Origin of the sequence: Pseudomonas sp. A-RE-19 (assembly GCF_019956555.1) — a bacterium.
Classification (GTDB): domain Bacteria; phylum Pseudomonadota; class Gammaproteobacteria; order Pseudomonadales; family Pseudomonadaceae; genus Aquipseudomonas.
The window spans coordinates 1-17,681 of sequence record NZ_JAHBDQ010000024.1 but is presented as its reverse complement, the minus strand read 5'-3'; the positions used below and the strand labels follow the sequence as shown (position 1 = coordinate 17,681).

Sequence of the window (17,681 nt, the reverse complement as noted above, 5' to 3'; positions counted from 1 at the left end):
TTTTTTTGTGGCTGAAATTTTTGTTTCTGAAGCAATCAGCCCATCATGTCCTTGATCATGCGTTCTTGCTCCATCAACTCACGTTGTCGTGCATCGATCCGCGATGACAGCGGGAAATTGCTGCCAGCCTTGCGCTTGGCGAAGTCCAGTTGCTGGATCGCCTGACGGTAGTCGCCGACCAGCGCAAAGTATTCCGCGCGAGCCTGGTGCAGGCCGATGATGTTGCCCGACAGGCCGCGAGTTTCGGCCACCATGTACCAGACGTCTGGATCATCAGGACGAGTCTTGAGCAGGTTCTCCAGCGCTTTTTCCGCATCACCCGCTCGATTCTGCTTGAGCAGCAGGTCGACCCGCACCTGATTCAATGGATAGTTGCCGGGATACTGGGTGAGCATCCGGTCGACCCGTGATTGAGCATCGGGCAGACGATTATTGGTGATGTCCAGATCGACCTGCGCCAGGTTGTAGATGATCTCGTTCGGCGATGTGGCCAGCAGCAACTTGAGGTTCTCGCGAGCCTCATTCAGCTGACCGCCCTTGATCTGGGCGATCGCCAAGCCATAACGTGCGACCTCATTTTTCGGGTTTTCATCGAGTTGGGCACGAAAGCGTTTGGCGCCCAGCCCCGGAGTTTCTTCGTAAATCAGCTGGACGCGGGCGCGAATCAGTTGATAGCGCATGCTGTCTTCGATACCGCCCGGTTTGGCCTGTTCGGCGCGGTTGCGGGTATCGGCGATCCGCGATTCGGTCACCGGGTGAGTCAGCAGGAATTCCGGTGGTTTGGCATCGAAGCGATACTGGCGCATCAGGCGTTCGAACATGGTCGGCATCGAGCGCGGATCGTAACCGGCCTTTTCCAGATTCATGATGCCGATACGGTCGGCTTCCTGTTCGTTCTGGCGAGAGAAACGTCGTTGTTCCTGGATCGCCGCCGCCTGAGTGCCCGCAATGGCCGCGATGCCGGCATCACCGGCGCCAGCCGCGGCAATCACGATGCCGGCCAGCAGGGCGGCCATCATGGGCACTTGCATGCGTTGAGACGCTTCGACACCGCGGGCAAAGTGACGCTGCGACAAGTGAGCCAGTTCGTGGGCCAGTACTGAGGCATATTCGCCTTCGGTCTGGGCATTGAGGAACAAGCCGCCGTTAACGCCGACGATCCCGCCCGGCGCGGCAAAGGCGTTGAGCTGCGGGCTATTGATCAGGATGAACTCCAGGCGCCGGTCATTGACCTGGCTGGTCTCTACCAGCCGATAGACGCTGGATTCGACGTAATCCTTGAGTTGCGGATCGTTGAGTTGCGACACCTGGCTGCGCAACAGCGCCAGCCATGCACGGCCCAATTGATGTTCCTGTTGCGGCGAGACGATGGCAGAACTGGCGTCGCCGAGTGACGGCAGGTCGTCGGCAAAGCCCGGTGAGGCAAGCAGGCAAGCGAGCGTCAGCAGGGTAGGGCGCAAAAAAGTCATGCACAAAGCCTTAGTCGACAAAGACCTTACTGTAGCCGGACACTACGCTTGGGACCAGATATTCTAAGTCGCTCAACCCCTTGCCCCGGAGTAATTCGATGACTGACGCTGTAACCCACGACGTGGAACTGGATGCAAGCGGCCTGAATTGTCCATTGCCGTTGCTCAAGGCCAAGCTGGAACTCAATCGACTGGCCAGCGGCGCGGTGCTCAAGGTGATCGCCACCGATGCGGGTTCCCAGCGCGACTTTCGCACCTTTGCCCGATTGGCCGGTCATACGCTGCTTCGTGAAGAAGATGAGGCGGGTGTTTACCGCTATTGGTTGAAAAAAGCCTGAAACCTGCTGCGTTCGTTTCTAAGGATTATTGATGTTCAAAGTGTTACGCGACTGGATTCAGCGCTATTTCTCGGATGAAGAAGCCGTGGTGCTGGCGGTGCTGTTGTTTCTGGCATTTACCGCTGTGCTTACCCTGGGTGGAATGCTCGCGCCAGTATTGGCCGGCATGGTGCTGGCGTACCTGATGCAGGGGCTGGTGGTAACCCTCGAGCGCCTTCGTGTGCCCGGTGGCGTGGCGGTGGGGTTGGTCTTCGCGTTGTTCATGGGCTTGTTGCTGGTATTTATCATCATAGTGGTACCGCTGCTATGGCATCAGCTGATCACGCTATTCAACGAATTGCCCGGCATGCTGGCCAAGTGGCAGTCGCTGTTGTTGTTGCTGCCCGAGCGCTATCCGCATCTGGTGTCGGACGAGCAAGTGCTGCAAGCCATTGAAGTGGCCCGGGGCGAGATCGGCAAGTTCGGCCAATGGGCGCTGACGTTCTCGCTGTCGAGTCTGCCACTGCTGGTGAACATCATGATCTACCTGGTGCTGGTGCCGATCCTGGTGTTCTTCTTTCTCAAGGACCGGGAGATGATCGGCCAGTGGGTGCGCGGTTATCTGCCGCGCGAGCGGGCGCTGATCACCCGGGTCGCCCAGGAAATGAACCGGCAGATCGCCAATTACATTCGCGGCAAGGTCATCGAGATTTTCATTTGCGGTGGCGTGACTTACATCGCGTTCGTCGCGCTGGGGCTCAATTACGCGGCATTGCTGGCGTTGCTGGTGGGGGTGTCGGTGGTGGTGCCCTACGTCGGGGCGGTGGTGGTGACCGTGCCGGTGCTGCTGATTGCGCTGTTCCAATGGGGCTGGAGCGATCAGTTCATTTACTTGATGGCGGTCTACGGGATCATCCAGACGCTGGACGGCAACGTGCTGGTGCCGCTGCTGTTCTCGGAAGCGGTCAACCTGCACCCGGTGGCGATCATCTGCGCGGTGCTGCTGTTTGGCGGGTTGTGGGGGTTTTGGGGGGTGTTCTTTGCGATTCCGCTGGCAACCCTGTTCAAGGCTGTGCTGGATGCCTGGCCGCGCAAGGAGCCGATAGTGGCGCCACTGCTTTAAATCGGTGGAGATGCAAAAAGATCGCAGCCTGCGGCAGCTCCTACAGAGGCACCTCGATCGGCGTAGGAGCTGCCGAAGGCTGCGATCTTTTTTGGTATCAGACCTTGTTCAGCGCCTGAGCTGCAGCCAAAACCGCATCCACATGCCCCGGTACCTTCACGCCACGCCATTCCTGACGCAGCACACCTTCTTTATCGATCAGGAAAGTGCTGCGATCGACGCCCATATATTCCTTGCCATACAGCTTCTTCAACTTGATCACGTCGAACAGCTGGCAGAGCGCTTCTTCCTTGTCGCTGATCAGTTCGAAGGTGAACGCCTGCTTGGCCTTGAAGTTTTCGTGGGATTTCAGGCTGTCGCGAGACACGCCGAAAACTTCGGTATTGGCGGCCTTAAAGGCGTCAAGCTGATCACGAAAACCCTGACCCTGCGTGGTGCAACCCGGTGTGCTGTCCTTGGGATAGAAGTAAATCACCACTTGCTTGCCTTTGAGGCTCGCGAGGCTGACGGTCTGCCCGCTGGTGGCGGGGGCTTCGAAGTCGGCAACCGGTTGGTCGATGGCAACGGCCATGAAAGTTTCCTTACATTGGGTTTTGTGGGCGCCACGGTTCGATCAGGGCATCCAGGTTCAGCGCATCGGCGAAATCCAGGAACTGATCGCGCAGCCAGCTGATCTGCACACCGGCCGGCAACGTCACGGTAAACGTGGCATTGAGCATGGTGCCGCCGGTTTGTGGGGCCTGATAGGTGTCGCAGGTCAGGTTTTCCAGCTCGACGTTGTGGTCCATGAAAAACTGGCACAGTTCGTTGATGATGTCCGAGCGATAGGCTGAGCTGACGTAGGCGACATACGGCAGGGCCTGGGGACGATTCTCCAGGGCCGCGCTGCGCACCACGTTGACGGTGAATGCGTGCTTCTTGGCGAGGCTCGGCAGGCTGCCTTCCAGGCGCGCCAGGGCGTCCCAGCTGCCGGAGATCTCGAGGATCAGCGCACTGCATTCGCCATGACGCGTCAGGCGAGAAGTGACCACGGCGCAGCGGTTTTCATGGCTGGCGCGGCACAGGACGTTAGTCAGCTCCATGGGGTTGGCGCCGAGGGCACTGATGACAAGGAATTGTTCGCGAACTGTGGGGGTGGACATGCAGCATTCCTAAAGCGATGAGCGGTCGATACCTTTATGGGCTTTTTTTACCGGGACGAGCCTGCGGATGCGAATTCAGAAAACCCGGCCGAAGGTTGCAACGTGCTCCTGAGTGGCGAGAGCGAGGGGTGGCAACGCTGGATCGGGGCTTGTGATGCCGAAAATGGAGGCTGGAACCCGGCGTACGAGCTTATCAGTACCGATCAAAGTCTGAAGGGTAGCGAAAAGCGGCGCCAAGGGGAATGGCAGCAGCGCAGTACTTCGCTTGTACAAGCATCTTGGCGCCAGTACCATTACCGCTCTCTTTTTCCGGCAGGAGCGGTTGCATGATTGCGGGCAGTATGGTGGCACTGGTCACACCTATGGATGCACAGGGTCGTCTCGACTGGGACAGCCTGAGCAAACTGGTCGACTTCCACCTGCAAGAGGGCACCAACGCCATCGTGGCAGTCGGCACTACCGGTGAGTCGGCCACGCTTGACGTGAACGAGCACATCGAAGTGATTCGTCGCGTGGTTGCCCAGGTTGCAGGGCGTATTCCGGTGATCGCCGGTACGGGCGCCAATTCGACGCGCGAAGCGATCGAACTGACGACCAACGCGAAGAACGCTGGCGCCGACGCGTGCCTGCTGGTAACCCCTTACTACAACAAGCCGACGCAAGAAGGCCTGTACCAGCACTTCAAGGCAATCGCCGAAGCCGTCGACATCCCGCAGATTCTCTACAACGTGCCGGGCCGTACCGCATGCGACATGCAGGCCGAGACGGTGATCCGCCTGTCGACCGTGAAGAACATCATCGGCATCAAGGAAGCCACGGGCGACCTGCAGCGCGCCAAGGACATCCTGGCTGGCGTGAGCAGCGACTTCCTGGTTTATTCCGGTGACGACGCGACCGCAGTCGAGTTGATGCTGCTCGGCGGCAAGGGCAATATTTCGGTGACCGCCAACGTCGCACCGCGCGCGATGAGCGAGTTGTGCGCCGCGGCCATGGCTGGCGATGCCGTCAAAGCCCGGGCGATCCACGAAAAGCTGATGCCGCTCAATAAAACCCTGTTTATCGAATCCAACCCTATCCCCGTGAAATGGGCATTGCATGAAATGGGCTTGATGCCGGACGGTATCCGTCTGCCGCTCACCTGGCTCAGCGCTGCCTGTCACGAACCGCTGCGGCAGGCCATGCGCCAGTCCGGCGTCCTGGTTTAATTGAGGAAGTACTACGCATGAAGCGAATGGCCGGACTTTCCGCACTTGCCTTGATTATCTCCAGCACCAGTGGCTGCGGATGGATCTGGGGCCCGGAAGGTTATTTCCGTGACCGTGGTAGCGATTACCTGGAAGCGCAACAGACTGCACCGATGCAATTGCCGCCGCAGGTCAGCACCTCCAAGCGTCTGGATCCGCTGTTGCCGATCCCGCGCAACGTGGCCGACGACACCGCCAAGGGCGAATACGTCGTGCCTCGTCCGCAGCCTTTGTCGGCAGCGGCTGACGCTAGCGCCTATTCCCTGCAGAAGAGCGGCGACTCGCGTTCGATCCTGGCTCAGAACCCGCCGGCCGAAGTCTGGCCAGTGGCCGTGCAGTTCTTCCAGGACAATGGTTTCCGTCTGGACGAACAACGCCCGCAAACCGGCGAATTCACCACCACCTGGCAGCATTCCGACGAACTGTCCGCGGCAATGGCCAAGCGCCTGAGCGCGGCCGGTGTCGGCGCCGACAGCGAAACCCGCGTGCGGGTACGTATCGAGCCAGGCGTGCAGCGCAACACCAGTGAAGTCTATGTGGTCAGCGCCGAGCGTCCTGCCGGTAGCACCGCCAACGTGGATTTCACCAATCGTTCGGTCAACACTGGCCTGGACGCTGCGCTGGTCGACGACATGCTCGCGAGCATGAGCCGTTCCTCGGAAAAGGGCGGTTCGGTCTCCATGCTGGCGTCCCGTGATTTCGATACACCAAGTCGTGTCAGCCTGACCGAAGATGGTAGCGGTAACCCGGTGCTCAACGTCGGTTCCGACCTGGACCGTGCCTGGTCGAGCGTCGGTCGTGCGCTGGAACAGGGCGAATGGCGTGTTGAAGACATCAACCGCAGCCTGGGTCTGTACTACATCAACCTCGCCGAAAAAGCCGAGAAGAAAGACGAGAAGCCAGGTTTCTTCAGCAGCCTGTTCGGCAGCACGCCGAAGAAGGAAGAAATTGAAGCCCGCGCCGAACGCTATCAGGTTCGCCTGAGCAAGGTTGGCGAGAACGTACAAGTTACCGTCGAGAAAAACATCAACACCGTGGCGCCAGCAGACGTGGCGCGTAAAGTGTTGAGCGTGATTCAGGACAACCTGGGCTGATCACATGCGTTTTGCCGTTCTCGGCAGCGGTAGCCAAGGGAACGGCACGCTGATAGCCAGCGATGACACGTATGTATTGGTGGATTGTGGTTTCTCCCTGCGGGAAACCGAAAAACGCCTGCTGCGACTGGGTGTGAACCCTGCACAGCTGAGCGCGATACTTGTGACCCACGAACATGCCGACCATGTGCATGGCGTGGGTTTGCTGTCTCGGCGTTACAATCTGCCTGTCTACCTCAGTCGCGGGACCCTGCGCGGGATGCGCAAACCGATTGAACCCGCAGGCTTTCTGGCTGGCGGCGAGCAACTGCAAATCGGCAATCTGAGCATCGGTGTCATTGCCGTGGCCCATGATGCACAGGAGCCGACGCAATATGTCTTCAGCGATGGTCAGCGGCGTTTCGGCCTGTTGACCGACCTGGGCTCGTATTGCAACACGGTACTGGACGGCTATCGGGACCTCGATGCCTTGATGATCGAGTCCAACCATTGCCGTGACATGCTGGCTCGTGGTCACTACCCGTACTTTCTCAAGCAGCGGGTGGGCGGTGAATTGGGACATTTGAACAACCATCAGGCGGCATTCCTGGTGGCCGAGTTGGGCTGGCAAGGCCTGCAACACCTGGTCCTGGCCCATCTGAGCAGCAAGAACAACCTGCCGCAGCTGGCCCGGCAATGTTTTGTCGACACCCTCGGGTGCGACCCGGACTGGCTGCAACTGGCCGATCAAGATTCAGGGCTCGACTGGCGACACATCGCCTAGCCCACCTACTTAGCAAGCGGAGCCCATCATGGAAAAACGTGAAGAACTCTACCGCGGCAAAGCCAAATCGGTTTACAAGACCGACGACGCTGACCGCTTGATCCTGCTGTTTCGCAACGACACTTCGGCGTTCGACGGCAAGCGCATCGAGCAGCTCGACCGCAAAGGCATGGTGAACAACAAGTTCAACGCCTTCATCATGCAGAAACTCGAAGCAGCCGGCGTGCCGACTCAATTCGACAAACTGCTGGGCGACAACGAATGCCTGGTGAAGAAGCTCGACATGATCCCGGTCGAGTGCGTCGTGCGTAACTACGCCGCTGGCAGCCTGGTCAAGCGTCTGGGCGTGGAAGAGGGCATGAAGCTCAACCCTTACACCTTCGAACTGTTCCTGAAGGACGACGCCAAGGGCGACCCGTTCATCAACGAATCCCATGTCGTGGCATTCGGTTGGGGCACCGCCGAGCAACTGGTTCGCATGAAAGAACTGTCGCTCAAGGTCAACGAAGTCCTGAGCAAACTGTTCGACGACGCGGGCCTGCTGCTGGTCGACTTCAAACTTGAGTTCGGCGTTTTCTCCGACGGTACCATCGTCCTGGGCGACGAATTCAGCCCGGACGGCTGCCGTCTGTGGGACAAGGCCACCGGCAAGAAAATGGACAAGGACCGCTTCCGTCAGGGCCTCGGTGACGTTATCGAAGCCTACGAAGAAGTCGCCAATCGTCTGGGCGTACCGCTGTAATCGACGCAAGCATCTGATAGCACGGAAAAATTTCGCTTAGGGGGTTCGCTTCCGGCAAAAGTGTTGTTATGATGCGCGCCGTTGGAGAGATGCCAGAGTGGCCGAATGGGACGGATTCGAAATCCGTTGTACCTTCACCGGTACCTAGGGTTCGAATCCCTATCTCTCCGCCATTATTGAATAAGACTAAGCCCCTGAAATGGTTAAAGATTTCAGGGGCTTTTTCGTTTCTGTCATATTATTTAGGGCATTTTTAGGGCATAAATCGTGCCCTGCATGCCGCTCTAGTCCGCTCTAAACCCCAGCATTTTCGACACGATACCCGCCATGCTCTTGGTATCCTTAGGTATCCATTTACCGCAGTGTTTTCTCACCATCGTTGTATCTGCATGCCCAAGTTGTCGTGCCACCCATTCAACTGGGACATAGCTCGAGAGCATCTGGCTGGCGAATGTGTGACGGCATTGGTTGGCACCTCTGTGTCGGACTTCTGCCTTTTTCAGATGCGCGGTGAACCAGTTGCTCAATGTTCTGCTGTTCCAGAGCAAGCCGCTGGTGGAGCTTCGGAAAAGAAACCTGACCTTCTGGCTTTTTGAGGTGATGTTGTCGCGCTGGATCACTTTGATCTCAACGGTGGGTGCCTCTATGGCCGCAGCGACAATCTCTCGCATCAGCTCAAGCGCGGGGTCGATAAGTTCCACTGAGCGCACCCTGGAGCGTTCTTTGGGTACCTTGAATTCACCAACCACTAATGCCCGGCGTACGTGCACGATACCGGCATCTATGTCGACATCCTCCACGGCAAGCGCAATGATCTCGGACAGGGAAAGTCCGACCCAGCAGTTGAACATGATCATCCTGGAATCAGGCAGACGTGTTGGATCGGCTTTGCCAATCAGCTCGATTTCGTCTCGGCTGAAGGGGTCGGCATGCTCCAGGTCCAAATCCGATTCAACGTTGCTAATCCTGTCCAGTGGATTGGTCTTTAGGATTCCGTCGCCGAAAGCGTCGGCCCAAACCCCGCCTACCACAGTGAAGATATCGTTTACGGTCTTGGGGGCTAGGTGTTGTTTAAGCAGTTGCGCTTGAAACAGCTCAATGTCGCTTTTGGGAAAGCTGTAAGGCAGCTCAGGGTTGTGGATTCAACGGGTCGACGCAACACAACTAAATTCTGTGTAAGCAGAAGGAGTGTTGCAGATGAAGCAGAGACCTCGGATCTATTACACCGAAAGCCAGAAAAAGCTGATGTGGGATCACTGGCAAAAAGGCGACTCTCTCCAGCACATCGCCCAACTATTTGAACGAAACCACTCATCGATACAGCGCATCTTGGCCGAGACAGGAGGGATCAGACCCGCTGTACGCCACAGGTCCAGGTTGGCGCTGACGTTGGCTGAACGCGAAGAGATTTCGCGTGCAGTGGTGGCAGGTAACTCGATCCGTTCCATAGCCGCGCAGCTAGGGCGAGCGGCCTCTACGATCAGTCGTGAGATCAGACGCAACGGTGGCCAAGGATGCTACCGGGCTAATCGAGCTGATCAGGCTGCCTGGGATCGCGCCCATCGACCTAAGGTCTGCAAACTTGTTGAGAACCGAGCGGTGGCGCAAATTGTTGCAGACAAGCTTCAATTGCAGTGGTCACCGGAACAAATTGCAGGTTGGCTGAAGCGTACCTACCCGGACGATACGAGCTATCAGGTGTCACACGAGACGATCTATCGCACCCTCTTCATACAAGCTCGCGGGGCTCTGAAGAAGGAGTTGCTTGAGCATTTACGGCGGACGCGGGCCATGCGGCGCTCGCGCCATCACACGCAGAAGAAAGAAAATCACGGTCGAATCACAGACGCGGTATCGATCCGCGAACGCCCGGCTACGGTTAAAGATCGGGCGGTGCCAGGTCAATGGGAGGGGGACCTGCTGTGCGGTAGCAGGAACAGCCAGATTGCCACTCTTGTGGAGCGTCATACCCGTTACGTAATGCTGGTGAAGTTGGTCGGTAAGGATAGCGAGACGGTCATCAGCGCCCTGATCGAAAACGCCCGCGAGCTACCCCAGGAACTCTACAAATCGCTGACGTGGGATCGCGGCAAAGAGATGGCTGACCATAAGCGCTTTACGGTGGCTACCGACATCAAGGTCTACTTCTGCGATCCTCATCGTCCCTGGCAACGGGGATCGAATGAGAACACCAACGGGCTGTTGAGGCAGTACTTCCCGAAAGGGACTGACCTTGCGGATCACTCGCAAGCGACGCTCAATGAAGTGGCAAGGCAGCTAAATAGCCGTCCTCGGAAAACACTAAACTACGAAACGCCCGCTGAACGATTTAGCCAATCTGTTGCGTCGACCGGTTGAATCCACAACCAATAGCAGACACCCCGTTCTCTCGCCGAGCCTGACCAGATAGCAACCGGAGAAAATTGGCGCCGAAAGGACAAGCTCGGGTGCTAACGTGTAAGCGAGTTACCCATACATGTATAAAAGGTCATCGATCAGCTCAAGTTCTTGTTGCGTGTACTGGACCTTGTTGTACCGTCGAATGTCCTCAAGCACACCTCTGATCGGTACTTGCCGCGAAGGATCTTGAACGATTTCGATCAAACGGTCGTAATCGGGATCTCTTCCCTTGAGGTATTTTTCGATTAATTCTTTGAGCGCTACGCGCGCCTCTAGATCGGTTAGCACTGTTACTTCTCCGGCAAAATTGTGACTTCATCCACTTTGATTACAGTGGGATTACCCGGTTTTGGGATGAGTTGCTGCGCACCACCCGTACCGTATTCAGGATACGCTTTGGTGAATGGCTCCAGGTTCGGACCTTTACCACCAAGCTCCTTCGGCACTGTAGCGTTAGGCATGCCGTCTTTGTAGAGTTGCAGCGTGTCGAACTTCAAACGCAGACGCCCATCGCTCCACGCTGGCTCCGGGTCAGCGGCGGTAACGTGCTTCGGTGCTCGTACTTGGAAAGCTTCCGTCGCGGCGTCTCCAGTCTCGAATTTTTCAAAACCAAAATACGACAGTCGAGCTTCCTGAGTATTGATCGTGTTCTGTGCGTGAGTGTTTACGGTTCCATCAGCATTCTTGTAGCCCATGTATCGGTAACCCGTCGCAGGCAAAGTCGAGTCCGGCCCGGATGGTCCGACATAGAAGTCAGGCTTCGACTCGATGACTGCCGGTGGAGTGACGTCTCCAGTCTTTACGCTGGAGTCTGCGAGGGTAGGGGTGGTGTTTGGAGACGATGCCGCCCCAGGCTTGGGGCAGTTCGCAGAGGGTTTCAGTGGTGTCTTTTTGGCGACACCGGACGCGGCCCTGGTAATCGCTCTAAACATCAGGCCAAGCGGGTCTACCCACCCAGTAGGATTGGGGGCGTACTGGTAGTTATTTAAGCCGCCCGCAAGCTTAACTGGGTCAGGGGTCAGAAACCGACCTGTACTAGGGCTGTAGAAGCGATGGCGGTTGTAATGAAGTCCCGTCTCCGCATCGAAATACTGGCCTTGAAAACGCAGCGGGTTATCGACCTCCGCGACATCCAATACAGCCAGGTTGCCATAGGCTCGATACTTGGCCGACCACATGATCGCACCGCTGAAATCAGTGAGCTCCTGCGGTGTGCCCAAATGATCGAGCTGGTAGTAGAACGGCATGGCTTTCAGCGGGCCTTCGCCGTCGAGCATCGCCAACGGCCGGAAGCTGTCCGGCTCATAGACATAGGTGCGATACCGATTGTCACCACTTTCTACGACCAGACGTTCGCCTTGCCAGAGGAATTGGGTCGTATGTCCATCGACCGTCTTCTCGATGCGTCGACCGAATGCGTCGTACTTGTATGTCGCGATACAACCGCCCGGTAGGCTGACGCCTACCAAGCGATGCTGGCAGTCATAGCGGTACTCAGTGATGAGTTTCTGTCCGGTACCTCGGCGCTCGCGAATCAAATTTCCGTAGGCGTCGTAGTCGTAGTGGCGGTCACCCTGCATCAGCAGGCGGTTGCCTTTGACGTTGGCAAAGTTGGCGGTGCCTTCGTGGTTCTGGCCTAGCAGATTGCCGGCTGGATCGTGCGCGAAGCTTTCTGGGGTAGCTCCCCGAACGCTGATCAGGCGATCGAGCGGATCGTAGTGAAAATTACGGGCACCTTTAAGGCTGTCATTAATGCCTGTAAGATTGCCAGCCACGTCGTAGTTATATCGGCGTTGGAGCAGGACGCTATCGCGTTGGCTGATGCTATGGGCCTGCAGGCGACCCTGATCGTCGTATTGATACTGACTCAACAGTAAGCCCTGCTGGCGCTGCTGTTCACGACCAGCTTTGAACTGGTGAGATGTGAGGCGAGAACCGTTGAGCTCAATGCTGCTGAGATTGCCGCCGGGCAATCGGCGATAGTCGAGCTTGCTACCGTCAGGTAGACGGCAATGCTTGAGTTGGCCGACGCTGTCGTACTCGTAGCGCAGTGTGCCCCAGCCCTGATGTTCGGTGATCAGCCGATCTTGGGTGTCGTATTCGTAGGCCAGCGGCCAGTGGCCGTCATCGACGTTGACCAAACGCCCGAGAGCGTCATAGCTGTAGTGAATTTCTTCACCTTCAGCCAACGTCTTCACGAGTAAGCGACCAGCGGAGTCGCGCTGGTATTCAGTGACCAGTTCGCTACCGTCGTCGCCGCACTCGGTTTTTTTCAGCAGATTGCCGTTCAGGTCATATTCGTAGGCAGTACGCCGACCATCGAATCCCGTTTCCTGCTGTATCAACCCGTTTGAGTAGTAGTCGAGCTGATAATGTTCGCCGCGCTCGTTTTCGATCTGAGTCAGCAGCAGGCGTGAGTTGTCGTAGCGATAGCGCAGCTCACTGCCGTCTGGGTTGATGCGGCGGCTGACAAGTTGCAGGTTGTCGGCGTATTCGTAGCGGGTGACACGGCCCAGTTCATCGCGTTCGGCTGTAACCTGGCCGTAGGCGTTATAGGTGTAAGTGCGGGTCGCGCCGCCAGGCTGCGTAGTCTGCGTCAAGTGGCCAGCCGCATCCCATTGGTATTGGGTGATGGTGCCGTGTTCGTCTTGGCGGGTGATCTGACGACCCAGTGCGTCGTAGCGGTATTTACGCCGCCCCCCATCAGGCAGTGCTTCTTCGAGCAACTGACCCAGTCCATTCCAGGCGAGCTGATGCCGTCCGCCGTCTGGATGAACGATCTCCAGCACACGACCTTGGGCATCGTAGCTGTAGTGTGTTTCGTTGCCGTCAGGATCGGTCTGGCGGGTGATATCGCCTTGGCTATTTCGCTGGTATTTCCACCTCGCTTTGCCGCGATGAATCTCACTCACAAAACCATGTCGATATTCGTAGAATGTCGGCGCATCTTCAGGAGGAATAACAGCGGCAAGCATACCGGCGTCGTTGTAACGGTATTCAGTGATTGCGCCGAGAGGATCCTTCTCTTCGATCAGACGACCTTTGTCGTCATAGACCTTTTGTGTTTCGGCGCCGTCTGCAGCGGTCTCACTGATGAGTCGCGCATTTTCGTCATGCACATAAATTTGCTCGCTGCCATCCGCGTTCGTAACGGTGACTTTGCCGGCATCGTCCCAAGCGTAATGCGAGTCCATCTGCGAAAAACTGGCCCAGTGATGGACGCTGCGTGAAGATTTACCTTCGTTTTCCCACTCCCAAAAGAAGCTCGCGCCGCCGGCCAGCTGCCGCTCTAAAATGACGTGTTGGTCGTTGTAACGGTACTGCTCAGTCTCACCGACAGCGTTGGTGGCACTGACCAGTTCGCCTTGTCGGTTGTACCGATAGGTCACCAACGTTTGTACGGTGACCCAAGGTTCCTGTCGTTCACCCTGATCCGTGTATTCGGCGCGACGCTGCTGATAATCCACAGCGACGATATGACGATCTTCGTAACGGATGAGCAAGGAGCGACCGGCGCCGTTGTCGATACGCTGGATACGGTCAACAAAGTCGTAGCTCAACAGCAACTGGTTGTCGTACGCGTCGCTGATGGTGATCAAGCGGCCCGCACGGAAATGGTAAAAGCGCGGACTTTGTCCTGCCTGCGTCAGGATGAGTTCTCCGGGAGTGGAACCCAGATAGATGGCAGCTTTTGACAGGCTGTTGGTGATGGCGGGGCGCTGCTGTGTCGGCATCGGAAAGCGAGTTTTTCGGTTCTCGTTATCCGTCCACAGCACCCCTTCATCATCCAGATCCAGGCGATGGGAAAGAGCATGGCTCCAGCCATATCCAAGACGGTTGTCGATCTCGACCGCGCTGGTGCGGTACAAACGCGTCCATTCAAAAGGCAGCAGGCCATCGAGCTGGCCATCGGTAAGGGTCAGTAACTCTTCACCCGTGACCATCGAGACCGGGCAGCCGTTAGTGCAGGTGTCTTGTGCGGGCGCCGCGCTTTTGTCGTCGGGGGTCTTTGATTGTTTCGACGCATCGTCAGGACGTTTTCCGTGTTCAACAGTCGCATTACGTTTGCCATCAAATCGTAGCTGCGCGATTCCTTTTTCTACCCGAGTCGCCACACCGCGAGCGGCAACAGCAACGTATTTTCCTACGTAGCCCATGAAGCCTTTGATGATGTTGAACAACGACTTCACAAATCCGGTAACAGCCTTGACGATGATCTGGCCGTATTTAGCTAAACGCGCGGCAAGGTAAAACAGCCCGGCACCTTCAGCCGCGACGGTCAGCACGACTGAAATCACGATGTCGATGAGAATTCCGATGACGGCGGCCGATGTCATCTTCGCCGCTTGGCCCGCCGCTTGTGTAGGCGGTAATCCTGCAACCCAGATTGACGCGCAGTGCACCATCAAAAACAGTGCCGCCTCATCGCTCGCGAGCAACATGGCCTGTTTCATGACGTCTGGCGCTTCTTTGGCCAGCTTGATCAGTTCCTCGGCACCGGCACCCAAATCCTCTGCGAACTGTTTAGGGTTTTGAAGGATGTCCAGCGCTTTTGAGATGCCATCCCAGACGCCCTTGATGGCTTCCCATCCGCCTTCGAGAATGCCGCTCCCAATCGCCATCGCTTTGGCTGAAGCACTTTGATTCGACCATTGTGGTTTAAAACCTGCCCATTCCTTGCGCAGGAACCCTTCCAGATCGGCAGCTAAGCCGTCGTAGGATTTGAAAAGGGCGTCGATCTGCGCTGGCGTCACCTGATCGTGGACGTGGATTTTGTAAGCTTTCCCGGGCTCTCCCTGAAAGCTGCCTTTACCTTGTTTATCCAGGGTAATCGTCGACTTGGCGCCTCCATCAACTGCAATGATGTCGACCTTGATCTCGCCGATAGGAATGTCGAAAAGCGATTCGAATTTGCTTTCAATCAGCAGCGGACCTACAAGCGGGCACTTCGCGACGTATGAAAAATCACCATCAGTCATGCTGACTGATTTGCTTGAGTCGCCAGCCTTAATCACGCGTTCCATGCCGAGAAGGGAGGGCATGTCTGCGGCTCGGCTGGCCTTGTCAGCAAGCTGCGCGTACCAGCTCTTGGTTTCTTCACGGTACAACTTCAGGCTGTTTTTGAAGGAGTCCAGTTGTGCTTCGATAGTGGCAACGCGATCCATCAGCCTTGCTCCAGAATCAGGTGGTTTAACAGTGCTTCTTTAAGATTTTTCGGAGCATCCGGCCGGCGCACGAAACGGGTGACTTTCAGCTTCAGGTTGTTTTCGGGCCAGGTGGTGTAAATGTCGGGACGTTCTTCTTCCAGCCATTGCATGAGATTGCCAATCAGTGTCGTTGGATTTTCTTTGGTCAATCCATCCAGCAAATCCTTCGGCACCTCCCACCACGGCCAGTCCTTCACCGGTGGCACGGCCCTCGGCCCCACTTCCAGGCTCTTCCCATTGATCAGGTACCGATCAAACACCGGCAGCACTTCACCGGCGGCATCGCCGAGTCCTGCCAGAATCGGGTAAATATGCCGCCCGTCCCAGAACCGGAAAAACACTTCGGTCCCATCGGGCATGCGCACCTGAGTCAGGCTGCGCAGGTGCTCGAACACCACGTCCGGTGTGCTGGTGGACACCGCCAACCAGCCCCAGTCCTGAGCGTCGGTCTCGGCGATCCACTGCAGAAAACCGGCATTGGGCTTCAGCTCGGCGAGGTAGGGCATGACGGCCTGCCAATCGGCGTAAGGCGTGCCGCTCCAGATCGGGATCAATTCCGGCGCCATGTCTTGCTGGTAGAAGGCCTTGAGTGGCTCGGCATCGCTGGCCGCGCTAACGATCAAGTACAACCGCTCACCCGTCTGCAACGGCCGTTCAGCCAGCCACGCCTGTGGAATCATCAGATCAGATCGCACAAGCACCTGCCTTGCACTTCTCGCACTCTTCACAGAACGGCGCGTTGCGCTTCAGCGTATTAATCTGCGCCGGGGTCAACACCGCGCCAGCCTTATCCGCATCCGCCTGCTTCAACGCCCCGGGCATCAGCGGTGCCGCGCCGGTGCCGCTGCCCGGGCTGCCGCCGGAGTTCATGTTGATCGCCGGGCCGCTCAGGGTGACGCCGCTGGCGTCGATCTTGATGAAGCTGCCGCCGCCCTTGAGGGTGAGTTCGCTGCCGGCTTCGAGTACGACTTTCATGCCGCTGCTCAGGTGGATTTCCTGGCCGGCCTCGATGAACTGGCCGGTGCCGACCTTGATGTGCTGGTTCACGCCCACGGTCAGGTGGTCGTTGGCGCGGGTTTCGACTTTGCGGTCGGCGTAGACGGTGTGGTGTTCTTCGGCCTTGAATTCGCTGTAGCTGTTTTGCTCGACGGTGTCGTGGCGTTCGTTGCCGACGCGGATTTTCTGGTCGTGCTCGACGTTTTCGTCCCAGTCGCGCTGGGCGTGCAGGAAGATCTGTTCCTGGCCCTTTTTGTCTTCGATGCGCAGTTCGTTGTAACCGCCGCCGCCCGGAGAGCTCAGGGTTTTGAAGGTGCTGCGGGTCTTGTTCGCCGGCAGGGCGTACGGGACGACGTTTTCCTTGTGGTACAGGCAGCCGCTGATCAGCGGTTGGTCGGGGTCGCCTTCAAGGAAGCTGACCAGCACTTCCATGCCGATGCGCGGAATGGCGATGCCGCCGTAATGGGCGCCGGCCCAGGCGGAGGAAACGCGCAGCCAGCAGCTGGTCTTGTCGTCGGCCGCACCGATGCGGTCCCAGTGGAATTGCACTTTGACGCGGCCGTATTGGTCGCAGTGGATCTCTTCACCCTTGGGCCCGGTGACCACGGCGCTCTGGCTGCCGAGGATCCGTGGTTTGGGGTGGTTCAGCGGCGGGCGGTTCGGCACGTCCCAGGGGGTGGCCTGGAAGCGGTTGCGGTAGCCCTGGTGGAAGTCGTCCTTGAGGTTAGTCGTGTCGCTGGTGACCGACTCTTCCAGCACTTGCGGCTGTTTGCCTTCGTGAAGGATTTCGGTCAGCAGCCACAGGTCGTTCCATTTGGCTTTCGGGTGTTGGGTCAGGGCCAGGAAGTGGCCGCTGACCAGCAACGGCTGATCGCTTTTGCCTTCGGCCAGCTGGAAGTCGCTGCGGTGACGCTCGAGGGCACGTTTGGCCAGGTGCTTGCCGCGTTCGCGGTCGATGAAGCGGCCAGGGTAGTCGTAGTCTTCAAGGTCGGGCAGGGCGCCGCCACGGTTTTCGCTTTCCAGGGTCAGGCGCGGTTTTTCGAAATCGTAGTCGCGGCGGGTGGTGCGGCTGGTGCGGGTTTCCAGGCGCAGGTCGAAGCGCTTGATCACCGGGTCGTTGGCGACCATGCCGGAGTCTTGCTGGTAGGCCACGGGCGCGAGTTTCGGGAACACCGTCTGGTCAT

15 protein-coding genes and 1 tRNA gene are annotated in these 17,681 nt (G+C 57.6%); 8 read left to right on the top strand and 8 right to left on the bottom strand.

Annotated features, from left to right (window positions below; translation table 11 throughout):
* Positions 1–35: 35 nt before the first annotated feature.
* Positions 36–1,469 (bottom strand): M48 family metalloprotease, encoded by a 1,434-nt coding sequence (locus KGB14_RS16970; RefSeq protein ID WP_223487910.1) that lies wholly within the window; start codon positions 1,467–1,469, stop codon positions 36–38.
* A 98-nt stretch (positions 1,470–1,567) separates the two neighbouring features.
* Between KGB14_RS16970 and KGB14_RS16965 the strand changes: the two genes are divergently transcribed.
* Both KGB14_RS16965 and KGB14_RS16960 read left to right on the top strand, forming a co-directional pair.
* Entirely contained in the window at positions 1,568–1,807 is a 240-nt protein-coding gene (locus KGB14_RS16965; protein ID WP_095630963.1) for a sulfurtransferase TusA family protein, read from the top strand.
* 31 nt (positions 1,808–1,838) lie between these two features.
* Positions 1,839–2,909, top strand: a complete 1,071-nt coding sequence (locus KGB14_RS16960; RefSeq protein WP_223487909.1) for an AI-2E family transporter — start codon at positions 1,839–1,841, stop codon at positions 2,907–2,909.
* Positions 2,910–3,006: 97 nt separating this feature from the next.
* Here the strand turns inward: KGB14_RS16960 and KGB14_RS16955 are convergent, their stop codons facing one another.
* Together KGB14_RS16955 and KGB14_RS16950 are read right to left on the bottom strand one after the other, a co-directional pair.
* A complete protein-coding gene (locus KGB14_RS16955) occupies positions 3,007–3,480 on the bottom strand; it encodes a peroxiredoxin (RefSeq protein ID WP_223487908.1) in 474 nt (157 codons plus the stop codon).
* Between the two features lie 10 nt (positions 3,481–3,490).
* Positions 3,491–4,051 carry a glycine cleavage system protein R gene (locus tag KGB14_RS16950; RefSeq protein WP_008034925.1) on the bottom strand — a complete coding sequence of 187 codons (561 nt, stop codon included), beginning with the start codon at positions 4,049–4,051 and terminating at the stop codon, positions 3,491–3,493.
* 326 nt (positions 4,052–4,377) lie between these two features.
* Between KGB14_RS16950 and dapA the strand changes: the two genes are divergently transcribed.
* The 5 genes from dapA (at position 4,378) to KGB14_RS16925 (ending at position 8,067) form a co-directional block, all read left to right on the top strand.
* On the top strand, positions 4,378–5,256 hold the full coding sequence (dapA, locus tag KGB14_RS16945; RefSeq protein WP_007898664.1) for a 4-hydroxy-tetrahydrodipicolinate synthase: 879 nt from the start codon (positions 4,378–4,380) through the stop codon (positions 5,254–5,256).
* Positions 5,257–5,273: 17 nt separating this feature from the next.
* Positions 5,274–6,389: an outer membrane protein assembly factor BamC gene (gene bamC / locus KGB14_RS16940; protein ID WP_223487907.1), complete on the top strand. Its 1,116-nt coding sequence runs from the start codon at positions 5,274–5,276 to the stop codon at positions 6,387–6,389.
* A gap of 4 nt (positions 6,390–6,393) precedes the next feature.
* The gene (locus KGB14_RS16935; RefSeq protein WP_223487906.1) at positions 6,394–7,152 is read left to right on the top strand and encodes an MBL fold metallo-hydrolase; all 759 of its coding nucleotides are present in this window, start codon (positions 6,394–6,396) and stop codon (positions 7,150–7,152) included.
* Positions 7,153–7,180: 28 nt separating this feature from the next.
* Positions 7,181–7,894 (top strand): phosphoribosylaminoimidazolesuccinocarboxamide synthase, encoded by a 714-nt coding sequence (purC, locus tag KGB14_RS16930; RefSeq protein WP_095630959.1) that lies wholly within the window; start codon positions 7,181–7,183, stop codon positions 7,892–7,894.
* Positions 7,895–7,977: 83 nt separating this feature from the next.
* Positions 7,978–8,067: transfer RNA gene (locus tag KGB14_RS16925), tRNA-Ser, on the top strand.
* A gap of 111 nt (positions 8,068–8,178) precedes the next feature.
* On the opposite strand, the gene KGB14_RS16920 is transcribed toward KGB14_RS16925, so the two are convergent.
* Positions 8,179–8,838, bottom strand: coding sequence for a tyrosine-type recombinase/integrase (locus tag KGB14_RS16920; RefSeq protein WP_263294657.1), 660 nt, complete (start codon positions 8,836–8,838; stop codon positions 8,179–8,181).
* 253 nt (positions 8,839–9,091) lie between these two features.
* Between KGB14_RS16920 and KGB14_RS16915 the strand changes: the two genes are divergently transcribed.
* Complete coding sequence (locus tag KGB14_RS16915; protein WP_223487905.1) at positions 9,092–10,252, top strand: IS30 family transposase; 1,161 nt, start codon at positions 9,092–9,094, stop codon at positions 10,250–10,252.
* 108 nt (positions 10,253–10,360) lie between these two features.
* On the opposite strand, the gene KGB14_RS16910 is transcribed toward KGB14_RS16915, so the two are convergent.
* The 4 genes from KGB14_RS16910 to tssI all read right to left on the bottom strand — a co-directional run.
* Positions 10,361–10,582: a hypothetical protein gene (locus KGB14_RS16910; RefSeq protein WP_095131298.1), complete on the bottom strand. Its 222-nt coding sequence runs from the start codon at positions 10,580–10,582 to the stop codon at positions 10,361–10,363.
* Positions 10,583–10,584: 2 nt separating this feature from the next.
* The gene (locus KGB14_RS16905; protein WP_223487904.1) at positions 10,585–15,459 is read right to left on the bottom strand and encodes an RHS repeat-associated core domain-containing protein; all 4,875 of its coding nucleotides are present in this window, start codon (positions 15,457–15,459) and stop codon (positions 10,585–10,587) included.
* Positions 15,459–16,181 (bottom strand): DUF4123 domain-containing protein, encoded by a 723-nt coding sequence (locus KGB14_RS16900; protein WP_263294658.1) that lies wholly within the window; start codon positions 16,179–16,181, stop codon positions 15,459–15,461. Before KGB14_RS16900 ends, KGB14_RS16905 begins: the two co-directional genes overlap by 1 nt.
* A 4-nt stretch (positions 16,182–16,185) precedes the next feature.
* Positions 16,186–17,681 (bottom strand): type VI secretion system tip protein TssI/VgrG (gene tssI / locus KGB14_RS16895; protein WP_223487902.1); only part of this gene is annotated, 1,496 nt, incomplete at its 5' end.